Source organism: Caenimonas aquaedulcis, assembly GCF_015831345.1.
Taxonomy (GTDB): domain Bacteria; phylum Pseudomonadota; class Gammaproteobacteria; order Burkholderiales; family Burkholderiaceae_C; genus Ramlibacter; species Ramlibacter aquaedulcis.
In genome coordinates this window covers 664,562-677,469 of sequence record NZ_JADWYS010000001.1, presented here as the reverse complement: position 1 = coordinate 677,469, position 12,908 = coordinate 664,562, and the positions used below count along the sequence as shown (strand labels likewise).

At 67.7% G+C, this 12,908-nt stretch carries 11 protein-coding genes; 3 read left to right on the top strand and 8 right to left on the bottom strand.

Annotated elements, in window-relative coordinates; all coding sequences use genetic code 11:
* Nucleotides 1–22: 22 nt before the first annotated feature.
* Together I5803_RS03085 and argA are read right to left on the bottom strand one after the other, a co-directional pair.
* Entirely contained in the window at nucleotides 23–454 is a 432-nt protein-coding gene (locus tag I5803_RS03085) for a VOC family protein (protein WP_354001614.1), read from the bottom strand.
* Nucleotides 455–461: 7 nt separating this feature from the next.
* Nucleotides 462–1,808 carry an amino-acid N-acetyltransferase gene (argA, locus tag I5803_RS03080; RefSeq protein WP_196984951.1) on the bottom strand — a complete coding sequence of 449 codons (1,347 nt, stop codon included), beginning with the start codon at nucleotides 1,806–1,808 and terminating at the stop codon, nucleotides 462–464.
* A 64-nt stretch (nucleotides 1,809–1,872) separates the two neighbouring features.
* Between argA and I5803_RS03075 the strand changes: the two genes are divergently transcribed.
* Together I5803_RS03075 and hrpA are read left to right on the top strand one after the other, a co-directional pair.
* Nucleotides 1,873–3,087: a 7TM diverse intracellular signaling domain-containing protein gene (locus I5803_RS03075; RefSeq protein ID WP_196984950.1), complete on the top strand. Its 1,215-nt coding sequence runs from the start codon at nucleotides 1,873–1,875 to the stop codon at nucleotides 3,085–3,087.
* Nucleotides 3,088–3,217: 130 nt separating this feature from the next.
* A complete protein-coding gene (gene hrpA, locus I5803_RS03070) occupies nucleotides 3,218–7,012 on the top strand; it encodes an ATP-dependent RNA helicase HrpA (protein ID WP_231402546.1) in 3,795 nt (1,264 codons plus the stop codon).
* Between the two features lie 10 nt (nucleotides 7,013–7,022).
* On the opposite strand, the gene I5803_RS03065 is transcribed toward hrpA, so the two are convergent.
* Entirely contained in the window at nucleotides 7,023–7,181 is a 159-nt protein-coding gene (locus I5803_RS03065; protein WP_196984949.1) for a DUF3309 family protein, read from the bottom strand.
* Nucleotides 7,182–7,419: 238 nt separating this feature from the next.
* Here I5803_RS03065 and I5803_RS03060 point away from each other — a divergent pair, with 238 nt between their 5' ends.
* Nucleotides 7,420–8,124 carry a Rieske (2Fe-2S) protein gene (locus I5803_RS03060; protein WP_196984948.1) on the top strand — a complete coding sequence of 235 codons (705 nt, stop codon included), beginning with the start codon at nucleotides 7,420–7,422 and terminating at the stop codon, nucleotides 8,122–8,124.
* A 4-nt stretch (nucleotides 8,125–8,128) separates the two neighbouring features.
* Here the strand turns inward: I5803_RS03060 and I5803_RS03055 are convergent, their stop codons facing one another.
* The 5 genes from I5803_RS03055 to lptF form a co-directional block, all read right to left on the bottom strand.
* Nucleotides 8,129–9,286, bottom strand: a complete 1,158-nt coding sequence (locus I5803_RS03055) for a pyridoxal phosphate-dependent aminotransferase (RefSeq protein ID WP_196984947.1) — start codon at nucleotides 9,284–9,286, stop codon at nucleotides 8,129–8,131.
* A 16-nt stretch (nucleotides 9,287–9,302) separates the two neighbouring features.
* A complete protein-coding gene (locus I5803_RS03050) occupies nucleotides 9,303–10,247 on the bottom strand; it encodes a CysB family HTH-type transcriptional regulator (RefSeq protein ID WP_196984946.1) in 945 nt (314 codons plus the stop codon).
* A 73-nt stretch (nucleotides 10,248–10,320) separates the two neighbouring features.
* A complete protein-coding gene (locus tag I5803_RS03045; protein ID WP_196984945.1) occupies nucleotides 10,321–10,692 on the bottom strand; it encodes a sirohydrochlorin chelatase in 372 nt (123 codons plus the stop codon).
* Nucleotides 10,689–11,792, bottom strand: a complete 1,104-nt coding sequence (gene lptG, locus I5803_RS03040; protein WP_196984944.1) for an LPS export ABC transporter permease LptG — start codon at nucleotides 11,790–11,792, stop codon at nucleotides 10,689–10,691. Before lptG ends, I5803_RS03045 begins: the two co-directional genes overlap by 4 nt.
* Nucleotides 11,789–12,886, bottom strand: coding sequence for an LPS export ABC transporter permease LptF (lptF, locus tag I5803_RS03035; RefSeq protein WP_196984943.1), 1,098 nt, complete (start codon nucleotides 12,884–12,886; stop codon nucleotides 11,789–11,791). Before lptF ends, lptG begins: the two co-directional genes overlap by 4 nt.
* Between the last annotated feature and the right edge of the window lie 22 nt (nucleotides 12,887–12,908).

Below are 12,908 nucleotides of genomic sequence, written 5' to 3'. Positions count from 1 at the left end.
TTAGGCGCTGCCGCGCCGGTTGTCAGGCGGCTTTTCCGGGCTGAAGAACGCCCTTGAGCTCCACCCCATTTCCCTCCGGATCGCTGAGGTACAGCGACGGGCCTTCCCCCTCCGCGCCGTAGCGTTTCCCGGATTCGCCTGGCGTCACGCCTTGGCTCGTGAGCCAGCCGCGCAGCGCTTCGAGGTCGAAGGGCGCGATGCGCAGGCAGAAGTGGTCGACGTTGCGGCCCTCGACTCCGGGCCCGGCGCCGCCCGCACGCCCGAGCTTGCCGTCCAGCGGGACCAGGTCGATCAGCGACGAGCCGGCGCGCACCTGGTAGAGCCCGAGCGGTTCCTGCACCTTCTCCATCGTGCAGCCGAGCACGTCCACATAGAAGCGGAGCATAGTCTGCAGGTCGCGCACGCGCAGCACGATGTGGTCCAGCCCGTGGAGGGTGAAGGGCGGCTTCGTCACCACGGCCTCACAGCTTCTTGACGAACACCATGCTCTTGCGGTCCCAGTTGTACTTGCGCTTGCGCGCCTCGGGGAGCCACTCGGGCTCCGCCTGCACGAACCCGCGCTTGAGGAACCAGTGCATGGTGCGGGTGGTGAGCACGAAGATGCTTTGCAGCCCCATCCCCCGCGCGCGCTGCTCGATGCGCTTGAGGATCTTTTCCCCGTCGCCCTGGCCCTGGCTCTGCGGTGACACGGTGAGCGCCGCCATCTCGCCGGTCTTGGCCTCGGGGTAGGGGTACAGCGCCGCGCAGGCGAAGATCACGCCGTCGTGCTCGATGATCGAATAGTTGGCGACGTCGCGCTCGATCTCCGTGCGGTCCCGCTTGACGAGCGTGCCGTCCTTCTCGAAGGGTTCGATCAGCTGCAGGATGCCGCCCACGTCGTCGGCGGTGGCCTCGCGCAGTTCCTCGAGCTTCTCGTCGACGACCATCGTGCCGATGCCGTCGTGCACGTACACCTCCAGCAGCATCGAGCCGTCGGTGGAGAAAGGGATGATGTGGCTGCGCTCCACGCCCGCCTTGCAGGCCTTCACGCAGTGCTGCAGGTAGAAGGCCGTGTCGGTCGGCTGCTGCGCGCTCGGCAACTGGGACAGGAGCCGTTCCGCCGCGGCGAGCGGCAGCTCGGTGTCGATCGGGTTGTCCTCGCTTTCCGGCTCCAGCGGCTTCACGCGGATGCCGGGGATTTCCGTGAGGAAGATCAGCTTGTCGGCCTGCAGCGCGATGGCGATGCTGGTCGCGACCTCCTCCATCGTGAGGTTGAACGCCTCGCCGGTCGGCGAGAAGCCGAAGGGCGACACCAGCACCATCGCGCCGAAATCGAGCGTGCGCGTGATACCGCCCACGTCCACCTTGCGCACCAGTCCCGAATGCCGGAAGTCCACGCCGTCCACCACGCCCACCGGTCGGGCGGTGATGAAGTTGCCCGAGATGACGCGCACCGTGGAGCCCGCCATGGGCGTGTTGGGCAGGCCCTGGCTGAAGGCGGCCTCGATCTCGTAGCGCAGTTGCCCCGCGGCCTCCTGGGCGGAGTCGAGCGCGACTTCGTCGGTGATTCGCATGCCATGCGAGTACTTCGCCTCGTGCCCCTTGGCCTTGAGCTGCTCGTTGACCTGCGGGCGGAAGCCGTGCACGAGGACGATCTTCACGCCCATGCTCTGGATCAGCGCGAGGTCCTGCGCGATGTGCTGCAGCTTGCCCGCCGCAATGGCCTCGCCGGCCATTCCCACGACGAAGGTCTTGCCCCGGTGCATGTGGATGTAGGGCGCCACCGAGCGGAACCAGGGCACGAAGGTGAAGTTGAAGACCGTGGACATCGGGGAAAGTGTACGGCAAGCACCCGATTGTCAGCACGGGGCCGCGCGGGTAAGGTGGCCCCCCATGGACGTCGTCGCGGTCGGGTTCTGGGGAGGGTATTTCGGGAGTGTGGGCCTCATGCTGGCGGGCTCGCTCGCCGCGTTCGCGCGCTCGCAGCAGCGCGTCGCGCTCACCGCGGCGTTGTCGGGCCTCGTCTCCACGCTCTTCGTCGTCGCGTACCTGGGCTGGCTGCCGATCTCCGATCCCGCGGTGGAGGCGCGGCTGCTCGCGCACGTGGCGGTCGCCACCTCGGTCATCCTCGGCCTCATGCTGCTCGCGATGCTGGGGCTGCTGCGCAACCCGGCGACGGCGCGGATCGCGCGCGTGTCGATGGTCTCGGGCGCGGCCCTCGTGCTCGGCGCCGGCTGGATGATGGACCCGCACGCCGCGCTCGCCATGGGTTCCATCGCCGCGTTCACCGTCGGCGTCGCGATGCTCGTGACCTGCGTGCGCAGCGCACGCCGCGGCGACAGGCTCGCCTGGGTCGCCGTCTCGGGCGTGTCGTTCATGCTGATCGCGGTGAGCGGCCTGTCCTGGATCGCACTGAACCGCGACACGGTGCCCTGGCCGGTGCATGCGGTGAGCGCGGTGGCCGGCATGGCCTACCTGTCGATGATGGCGACGGCCTTGTGGAACCGTTACTCCTACCTCATCGAGCTGCGCGAGGTGGTGACGCACGGCGCGAGCTACGACCCCATCACGCGCATGCGCACGCACGCCGAGACCGGCCAGATGGTGGGCCTCGCGTTCTTCCGCCAGCACGACGACGCGTCCCGCGCGGTCGGCGTCATCGTCGTGTCCATCGGCAACCTCTACACGCTGGAGAACCTGCACGGACGTACGGCGCTCAACCATGCGCTCTTCGTGTGCGCGAGCCGCCTGCGCCGCTGCGTGCCGGGCGACGTGGAGATGGGGCGCATGGGCGACGACGGCTTCCTGCTGCTGGTGCGCGGCGCGGCGCAGGCGCCGCGCCTCATCGAGCTCGGGCGGCTGGTCGCCAACCGGCTGGCGCGGCCCGTGGTGCTCAGCACGAGCGCGTCGCCCGCCGGTCTCGAAGCCGGGGAGGCGCATTGGGAAGCGCAGGTGGGGGTCGGCGTGCTTGCGGCGAGCCCGCAGGTGCGCCCCTCGGCCGCCGTCGCGCTGGCACGCGCCATGTCGCGCACGGCCTGGAGTTACGCCAGCCGCATCGCGTGGCGCGACCCGGAGACCGGCCGCGTCGCGGAGCTGCCCACCGATTGATCCTGTTCCGTTGCCCAGCACAACGGCAAGCCAGACGCGATAATCGAGGGCTTTGGACCCCGCTGTCTTGACGTCCCTGAACATCACGTTTCCCGAATCCCTGCCGGTCTCCGGCAAGCGCGAAGAGATCATGGCCGCGATGGCCGCCAACCAGGTGGTGATCATTTGCGGCGAGACGGGTTCGGGCAAGACCACGCAGATCCCCAAGATCGCGCTCGCGATGGGTCGCGGCAAGCTGAACGCGCCCCCCGGGCAGGGCCGCCTCATCGGTCACACGCAGCCGCGCCGCATCGCGGCGTCCAGCGTCGCCAAGCGCATCGCCGAGGAACTGAAGACGCCGCTGGGCGAGGTGGTCGGCTTCAAGGTGCGCTTCCAGGACAGGCTGTCGCGCGACGCCTCGGTCAAGCTCATGACCGACGGCATCCTGCTCGCCGAGACGCAGACCGACCCGCTGCTCAAGGCCTACGACACCATCATCATCGACGAGGCGCACGAGCGCAGCCTCAACATCGACTTCCTGCTGGGCTACCTGCGCGAGATCCTGCCGCGCCGGCCGGACCTGAAGGTCGTCGTCACCTCGGCCACCATCGACGCGGACCGCTTCGCGCAGCACTTCGGCTCCGCCAGGGGCCCCGCGCCGGTGATCTACGTGTCCGGCCGCATGTTCCCGGTGGAACAGCGTTGGCGTCCCTTCGAGGAGTCGCGCGAATACGGCCTGAACGAGGCGATCGCCGACGGCGTCGACGAGCTCTGGGCCGGCGGCGGTGGCGGCGATATCCTCGTCTTCCTGCCGGGCGAGCGCGAGATCCGCGAGGCGGCCGACCACCTGCGCAAGCACCTGGCGCACAAGCCGCTCACGCGCAACGCGGAAGTGCTGCCGCTCTTCGCACGGCTGTCGCAGGCCGAGCAGGACCGCATCTTCGACAGCCACAGCGGCCGGCGGATCGTGCTCGCGACCAACGTCGCGGAGACCTCGCTGACCGTGCCAGGCATCCGCTACGTGATCGACGCCGGCACGGCGCGAGTTAAGCGGTACAGCTTCCGCAGCAAGGTGGAGCAGCTGCTGGTCGAGCCGGTGAGCCAGGCGGCGGCCAACCAGCGCGCGGGCCGTTGCGGACGCGTGGCGGACGGCATCTGCATCCGCCTCTACGACGAGAAGGACTTCGCGGGGCGACCGCGCTTCACCGACCCCGAAATCCTGCGTTCCTCGCTCGCGGGCGTGATCCTTCGCATGAAGTCGCTGCGGCTCGGCTCGGTCGAAGACTTCCCGTTCATCGAGGCGCCGGCCCGCCGCGCGATCGCGGACGGCTACCAGCTGCTCAACGAGCTGGGCGCGGTCGACGATGCGAACGAGCTCACCGCGATGGGCGCGGAACTCGCGAAGCTGCCCCTGGACCCGCGCGTCGGCCGGATGATCCTGGAGGCACGCGAACGCGGCGCGCTCGACGAGGTGCTCATCATCGCGTCGGCGCTGTCGGTGCAGGACGTGCGCGACCGGCCGATGGACATGCAGACCCAGGCCGACCAGCAGCACGCGAAGTTCGACGACGAGAAGAGCGAGTTCTCCGGCTACATCCGCCTGTGGCAGTGGCTGGACCAGGCGCGCGGCGGGCATGGGGAGCACAAGCTGTCCAACCGCCAGTACGAGCAATTGCTGCGGCAGAACTTCATCAACATCCGCCGGGTGCGCGAATGGCGGGACATCCACAGCCAGCTCCATACCGTGGTGGCGGAGCACAAGTGGCGGCTCAATACGCAGCCCGCGAGCTACGAGGACCTGCACAAGGCGATGCTGTCCGGGCTGCTGGGCAACGTCGGCTACAAGCTGGAGGAGGAAGAGGTCTACCTCGGCGCGCGCGGCATCAAGTTCTACCGCCATCCGGGCGCGCACCTGAAGAAGAAGCCGGGCCGGTGGATCGTCGCCGCCGAACTGGTGGAAACCACGCGCTTGTTCGGGCGGGGCCTCGCCAACATCGAACCGCTGTGGATCGAGCAGGTCGCGGGGCACCTGCTCAAGAAGCAATTGCTCGACCCGCACTGGGAGAAGAAGGCCGCGGAGGTCATGTCGCTGGAGCGCGCGACGCTGTACGGGCTCGTGATCTACAGCGGGCGGCGCGTGCCGTTCGCGCGCGTGGATGCGCAGGGCGCGCGCGAGATCTTCATCCGCGAAGGCTTGGTCGCAGGGCAGTGGGAGACGAAGCTGCCATTCCTTGCGGCCAACCAGAAACTCGTGAAGCAGGTCGAGGAGCTGGAGCACAAGTCGCGCCGGCAGGACGTGCTGGTGGACGAGGAACTGATCTACGCCTTCTACGACAAGTTCATCCCGCAAGGCGTCTTCAGCGGCGCGACCTTCGAGCGCTGGTTCCGGGACGCGAGCCGAACCGACCCGCAACTGCTCAAGCTCACGCGCGACGAGCTGATGCGGCACGAAGCGGCGGGCATCACGACCGACGCGTTCCCCAGGACGATCCGCCTGGGCGGCATCGACTGCGCGGCCACTTACCTGCACGAGCCCGGAGATCCACGCGACGGGCTGACGGTGACCGTGCCGCTCTTCGTGCTGAACCAGGTCAGCGAGGACCGCGCGGAGTGGCTGGTGCCCGGCATGCTCAAGGACAAGATCCAGGCGCTGCTCAAGAGCCTGCCGCAAAAGCCGCGCTCACGCTTCGTCCCATTGCCGGAATCCGCGGCGCGCCTCGCACAGGAACTCTCGCAGGTGGAAACCTGGGCCGTGGGCTCGCTCACCGACGCGCTGCTCAAACGCGTGCGCGACGCGACGAGCCTTGACGTGAAGCGCGCGGACTTCAAGCTGGACATGCTGCCGGCGCACCTGTTCATGAACTTCCGGGTCGTGGATGAACATGGCAGGCAGATGGGGACCGGGCGCAACCTGGGCGGGTTGAAGGCGGAGCTGGGTGCGCAGGCGCGTGGGGCGTTTCAAGCCCTGGCGGGCATGAAGGCTGTCGCTCCCTCTCCCTCTGGGAGAGGGGGGGGTGAGGGCAATCGGTCGGCCGCAAGCCCTCACCCCAGCCCTCTCCCGGAGGGAGAGGGAGCAAAACCAAAGGCCGTGGCCGCCGCCCAGCGCTACACCGCCTGGACCTTCGGCGAACTGCCCGAGCTCATGGAAGTGCGCAAGGGCGGCACGAGCCTTGTCGGCTTTCCCGCGCTCGTCGACCAGGGCGACGCGGTCGTCATCGAGGTCTTCGACGAACCCGAGGTCGCCGCGGAGAAACACCGCACCGGCCTCAGGCGGCTCTTCGCGCTGCAGATCCGCGACGCGCTCAAGTACCTGGAGAAGAACATCCCGGACCTCCAGAAGATGGCCGTCGCGTTCATGCCGCTGGGGACGATGGAGGAATTGCGCGAGCAGATCGTCGACGTCGCGCTCGAGCGCGCGTTCCTGCTCGATCCGCTGCCGACGAACGAGGCGGATTTCAAGCGGCGGGTAGAGGAGGGACGTGGGCGTTTGACCTTGATCGCCAACGAGGTCGCGCGGCTGGCGTCCGCGATCCTCGCCGACTTCGCCGCGGCGACGCGCAAGATCAAGGACACCCGCGGCCATCCGGATGCGACAGCCGATGCCGCGCAGCAACTGCAGCGGCTCGTGCCCAAACGCTTCCTGTCGGCGACGCCCTGGGCGCAACTGCAGCATATGCCGCGCTACCTGAAGGCGATCACGCTGCGGCTGGACAAGCTTCGCACGGATGCGGCGCGCGACACGGCGCGCATGGCGGAACTGCGGCCGCAGGAGCAACGCTACTGGCGGCTGGTGGCCGAGCGCAAGGGCGCGGTCGACGACCGCATGCGGGAGTTCCGCTGGCTGCTGGAAGAATTGCGCGTCAGCTTCTTCGCGCAGGAACTGCGCACGCCACAGCCTGTCAGCGTCAAGCGCCTGGACAAGCTGTGGGGGCAGGTGAACAGCTAGGCTGGACCGCTCAGATCTTGCCCATCAGCAGCAGCACGACCAGGATCAGCACGACGAGGCCGAGGCCACCCGAGGGACCGTAGCCCCAGCTGCGGCTGTGGCCCCAGGTGGGCAGCGCGCCGACGAGCAGCAGGATCAGGACGATGAGAAGGATCAACGAGATGGACATGGTTCACTCCCTTTATGTTTGGTGAGAGCTGATCGTTGCACCCGGCCCCCCACGGCTGGGCCGGAAGCCGCCACCGATGAGTGTCAGGCGCGTTCCCGCCGCGCTGTGGGCGGCAAGCTCGTCAGGGGACAGGGCCGAGTTGAAATCCTTGTGCTGTGGATTGCCGCGCCCATGGAGACTTTGGTCCTCGGTACAAAGCCGGGGTGGCAGAGCTGGCCCGCTTGGTCTACCTTGGGGCATGGACCGACGCAGTTTCATCGAGTCTTGCACCGCGGGCGCCGCCTGCATGACGGCCGCCGCGGCGATGCCCGTCATCGCGGCGGATGCACGGGCCAAGCCGTACCAGCGAGCGCTCCTCACGACCCCGCTGGGCGACCCGCTCAAGGCATCCAGCCTGAAACCGCTCACCAACTACGTCTTCCACTATCCCTTCGAGGCGACGCCCGTTTTCCTGCTCGACCTGGGCAAGCCGGCCCTACCGCAGTCGCTCAGCACGCGCAACCGCGACGCCTATGCCTGGCCGGGCGGTGTAGGGCCTGGGCGCAGCATCGTCGCCTTCTCGGCGATCTGCGCGCACCAGCTCGTGTATCCCACCAAGGACGTGAGCTTCATCAGCTTCCGGGACAAGCGGGCCAAGCGCGGCGTACAGGATTCGCTGATCCACTGCTGCGCGGACCATAGCCAGTACGACCCGGCACGCGGCGCCGAAGTGCTGTCGGGCCCCGCGACGCAGCCGCTGTGTGCCGTGCTGCTCGCGCACGACCGCAAGGCCGACACGCTGACGGCCTACGCCACGTTGGGCGGCGAACTTTTTGACGATTTCTTCAGGAAGTACGCCGCCAAGCTGAGCCTGGACGTCGGCCCGAAGGCGCGCAACGCCGTCAGCGGCCAGGCCGTCGTGACCGAGCTGGCGAAGTTCTGCCGCAATCCGGTGCAGTGCTGAAAGCCTAGAGCCGCGCCAGCCGGTCCAGCGCGGTGCGCAGCGTCTCGTCCTTCTTCGCGAAGCAGAAGCGCACCACGCGCTGGTCGAACCCGTTGCCGTAGAAAGCGGACAGCGGGATCGCGGCGACGCCGATCTCGGTGGTGAGCCACTTGCAGAATTCCGCCTCTGGCAGGTCGCTGACGGCGGAGATGTCCACGCACTGGAAGTAGCTGCCCTCGCTGGGCAGCAGCTTGAACTTCGTGCGTGCCAGGCCCTCGCGGAACAGGTCGCGCTTGCGCTGGTAGAAGGCGGGCAGCTCGAGGTAGGGCGTCGGGTCCGCCATGTAGGAGGCGAGTGCGTGCTGCACCGGCGTGTTCACCGTGAACACGTTGAACTGGTGGACCTTGCGGAACTCCGTCGTGAGCGGGGCGGGCGCGGCAACGTAGCCGACCTTCCAGCCGGTCACGTGGTAGGTCTTGCCGAAGCTCGAGACGATGAAGGCGCGCGCCGCCAGCCCGGGGAAGCGCGCGGCGCTCTGGTGGCCGTCGCCGTCGAACACCATGTGCTCGTACACCTCGTCGCTGATCAACAGCACCTCGGTGGGCGCGAGGAGTTCCTCCAGCCGCAGCATGTCCGCGCGCGACCACACGGTGGCGCTGGGGTTGTGCGGGCTGTTGACGAGGATCGCGCGGGTTTTCGGGTTGATCGCCGCGGCGATCCTGTCGAAGTCGGGACGGAAGGTGCCGGGCACGAGCGGCACGCGCACGACGGTGCCGCCGGCGAGTTCGATGTTGGGCACGTAGCTGTCGTAGCAGGGCTCCAGCACGATCACTTCGTCGCCCGGGCGCACCACCGCGAGGATCGCCGTGATGATCGCCTGCGTCGCGCCGGCGGTGACCGTGATCTCGGACGCGGGGTCGTAGCGGCGGCCGTACATCGAGCCGATCTTCGCGGAAACTGCTTCGCGCAGGGATGGCACGCCGGTCATCGGCGGGTACTGGTTCAGGCCCTGCGTCATCGCATCGGTGACGGCCTGCACGAGTTTCGGGTCGCAGTTGAAATCGGGGAAGCCCTGGCCGAGATTCACGGCACCGCGCTCGGCGGCGAGCGTGGACATGACGGTGAAGATCGTGGTGCCCACGGCGGGCAGCTTGGTCTGGAGGGCGGGAGTGTGGGGTGTCATTGGAATACCGACGGTGTCACATGCCGAAGTCGTCGATCTGGCCGCTCATGTGCTTGGCGATGAGGTTGCGGTCCAGCCGGTCGGAGAGAAGCTCCGCGAATTTATAGACGAAGTTGCGCAGGTACGCGCTGCGCTTGAAGGCGACGCGCGCCACGTTCTGGCCGAACAGGTGGCCGAGCGGCCGCACCGCGAGGTCGCTGTTGCTGCCGTCGTCGCGCACCGCCATCTCGGCGACGATGCCGATGCCCAGGCCGAGGCGCACGTAGGTCTTGATGACGTCGGAGTCGATCGCCTCCAGCGCGATGCGCGGCGTGAGCTTCTTCGTCGCGAACGCGCTGTCGATGCGCGTGCGGCCGGTGAAGGACGGGTGGTAGGTGATGATCGGCTCGGCCGCGAGGTCCTCGAGGTGGATGCGCTCCTTCTTCGCGAGCGGGTGCGCGAGCGGCAGGACGAGCACGTGCTGCCACTCGTAGCAGGGCAGGGTGACGAGTTCCTGGTAGTCGGAGAGCGACTCGGTCGCGATGCCGATCTCCGCGATCTCGTCGATCACCATGCGCGCCACCTGGTCGGGCGAGCCCTGGTGCAGGCTGACGTTCACCTTGGGGTACGCCTCGCGCAGCTTCGCCACGGGGACCGGCAGCACGTAGCGCGCCTGGGTATGTGTGGTGGCGATGGAGAGCGTGCCGCTGTCCTGCGCGCTGAACTGCTCGCCGATGCGCTTCAGGTTGCCCACCTCGCGCATGATGAGCTCGATGCTCTTGAGGACGTGCTGGCCGGGTTCTGTGACGCGCTTGAGGCGCTTGCCGTGGCGCGCGAAGATCTCGACGCCCAGTTCCTCCTCCAGCTCGATGATGGCCTTGGACACGCCGGGTTGGGACGTATGCAGCGCCTTGGCCGCTTCCGTGAGGTTCAGGTTGCGGCGCACCGCCTCCTGCACGAATCGGAACTGATGGAGGTTCATGCCGAAATTCTTCTAAGGAAGAAAATCATTATGCCTCAACTGTACTAACGCGGCACAGGGTGCCGCGACGCAATCACTCGAACGCGATGGTCGCCAGCAGGTCCAGCACCCGTGGATCGTCCCCGATGGCGCGCTGCAGCTCGAAGTGGATCTGCGAGTGCGCATCGCGCAGCTCCTGCAGAAGCGCCGGCAGGTCGCGGCGGGCATGCGTGCCGGTGCCGAGAAACATGGGGACGATGCTGATCGTGGTGCGGCCGGCGGCGACGAGCGCCGCGGCGGCTTCGGGGAGCTTCGGCGTGTCGAATTCCAGGTAGGCGCAGCGCACCGGTACGGTCGGATGGCGCTTGGCCAGGCGCGCGGCGACGGCCTCGATGGGACCGCGCCAGAGCGGGTCGCGCGAGCCGTGGCCGAAGAGGATGATGGCTTTGGCGGCGGGCTGCGTCATCGTCGTAACACCAGCCACCCGAAGGCGCCCAGCGAGAACATGGTGTAGATGAGGCCCGGCGCCGCGGCGGTGAGCCAGGGCTGCCAGTTGCGCAGGTTGCCGATGTAGCCGAACACGTTGTTCAGCAGGAAGAAGCTGATGCCGATCAGCACGCCCACGAACACGTAGCTCGTGATCCCGCCCGCACGGAAGTGCAGGTAGGCGAAGGGCAGGGCCAGTACCACCATCACGATGCAGCTGAGCGGATAGAACACCTTGCGCCAGAACTCGATCTCGTAGCGCTGGGAGGTCTGCCCGTTGGCTTCGAGGTGGCGGATGTACTGGAAGAGGTCGATCGTGCTCATGCGATCGGGCTTGAGCAGGGCTACCGACACCATCTCGGGCGTGATCTCGGTCGGCCAGCGCAGCGTGGGGAACTTCGTGCTCTCCACCCGGGCCACTTCGTCCGAATTCGAACTGAACTCGTTGCGGTCGGCGTTCTGCAGCAGCCACGCGCCGTCGTCGGCGAACTTCGCCTGCGGCGCCTGCGTGACCGACACGAGGAAGCCGCGCGAATCGGATTCGAAGATCCGGATGCCCTGCATGTCGCCCTCGGGGCTCAGCGCCTTCACGTTGACGTTGTACGTGTGATAGGGCTGCTTTTCCTTCAGCCACGCGCCGGTCTGCCCGATGCTGATGCGCCCTTCGAGGCGCGCCTTCAGGAGCTGCGCGGTGCGGTCCGCGATGGGGGAGAGGTAGTCGCCCATGGCAAAGGTGAAGACCGTGAACATCAGCCCGAGCGCGAGCAGCGTGCGCAGCGCCCGCCAGGGCCCCAGCCCGCTCGTGCGCAGGATGGTGTATTCCGAGCTTTGCGCGAGCCGCGCCATGACGAAGATGCTGCCGATCAGCACGGCGATCGGCAGGAGTTCGTACAGGTGGTTCGGGATCATCAGCGTCACATACGCGAAGGCCTGCGTCAGCCGGTACGCCCCGCCGCCCCGGCCCACGTTGGGCAGGTCGTCCACGAAATCGAAGAAGAAGAAAAGGGCGAGGAAGCCGACGGCGACGAAGGCCACGGAGGCGACGACTTCGCGGTAGATCAGGCGGCGGATGGTCTTCATGCGGGCGCCTCCGCGCGGACCCGGGGCTTGCGCAGCGCCCAGCTGTTGTGCTGCTTGGCGAGCCAGAGCAGGCCGAACGCGAGAACGCCGCCGTGCAGCGCGATGAGGAATCCCCAGAAGCTCACCTGGCCGCCCGCGATCCAGCTCTGCCCGAGGTTGAGCAGGTTGTAGTAGACGACGAAGGCGAAGAGCGCGAAGACCAGGTTTCCGCTGCGGCCGGCGCGCGGGTTGACGCTGGAGACCGTCACCGCGATCACGACGAAGTTCAGCCCGGCGAGCGCAAGCCCGAGGCGCCAGGCGAGCTCGCCCAGGTTGATGCGGTTGGGTTCGGTGGCCAGCGAGAAGGTCGAGCGCGCCTTGGCCGGCGCGTCGTCGCGCGCGGTGAGCTCGCTGATCCCGATGCGGTTCGCGTACTCCTCGAACTCGCTGATCCTGATTTCCGTGGTGCCGCTCGTGCGCTCCAGCCGCTGGCCGTTCGCGAGCACCAGGAACTGCGCCTCGCCGATGGTCTCGATGTGGCCGCTGCGCGCCGAGGTCACGGTTTCCTTGCCGCGCTCGTTGGTGGAGATGAAGATGTTCTTGCCCGACTTGTTGTCCGGGGTGTCCTTGTCCAGGAAGAACACGCGGTTGCCGCTCGCGGACTCCTGGAACTGGCCCGGCGCGACGCGCTCGAGGTCGCCGCGCTTGCCGTAGCGGTCCTTGAGGTCCTGCGTCTGCTGGTTGGCCCAGGGCCACACGACGAGCGCGAGCAGGGCGACCACCAGGAGCACCGGCCACGCGAAGCGAAAGAGCGGCGAGAGGAAGGCCGAGAGGCCGCGGCCGGCGGAAAACCAGATCACCATCTCGCTGTCGCGGTACATGCGCGAGAGCGTGCCCACGATGGCGATGAAGAGGCACAAGGTGAGGATGGTCGGCAGGTAGCCCAGGACGGTGTAGCCCATCACCATCATCACTTCCTGCGGGTTGACGGAGCCGCGCGTCGCCTGGCCGAGCGTGCGTATCAGCGTCATCGTCATGACGATGGTCACCAGCACCACCAGGGTCGCGCCGAAGCTGCGGGCGAGTTCCTTGCGCAGGGAGGAATGGAATAACATCGGCGCGATCGGAATTTCTTCG

Bases quoted from the DNA above. Each gene is read 5' to 3' on its own strand.
- I5803_RS03045 (WP_196984945.1), bottom strand. From the start codon at position 10,692: ATGACGCAGCCCGCCGCCAAAGCCATCATCCTCTTCGGCCACGGCTCG.
- I5803_RS03075 (WP_196984950.1), top strand. From the start codon at position 1,873: ATGGACGTCGTCGCGGTCGGGTTCTGGGGAGGGTATTTCGGGAGTGTG.
- argA (WP_196984951.1), bottom strand. From the start codon at position 1,808: ATGTCCACGGTCTTCAACTTCACCTTCGTGCCCTGGTTCCGCTCGGTG.
- I5803_RS03065 (WP_196984949.1), bottom strand. From the start codon at position 7,181: ATGTCCATCTCGTTGATCCTTCTCATCGTCCTGATCCTGCTGCTCGTC.
- hrpA (WP_231402546.1), top strand. From the start codon at position 3,218: ATGGCCGCGATGGCCGCCAACCAGGTGGTGATCATTTGCGGCGAGACG.
- lptG (WP_196984944.1), bottom strand. From the start codon at position 11,792: ATGAAGACCATCCGCCGCCTGATCTACCGCGAAGTCGTCGCCTCCGTG.
- I5803_RS03055 (WP_196984947.1), bottom strand. From the start codon at position 9,286: ATGACACCCCACACTCCCGCCCTCCAGACCAAGCTGCCCGCCGTGGGC.
- I5803_RS03060 (WP_196984948.1), top strand. From the start codon at position 7,420: ATGGACCGACGCAGTTTCATCGAGTCTTGCACCGCGGGCGCCGCCTGC.
- lptF (WP_196984943.1), bottom strand. From the start codon at position 12,886: ATGTTATTCCATTCCTCCCTGCGCAAGGAACTCGCCCGCAGCTTCGGC.
- I5803_RS03050 (WP_196984946.1), bottom strand. From the start codon at position 10,247: ATGAACCTCCATCAGTTCCGATTCGTGCAGGAGGCGGTGCGCCGCAAC.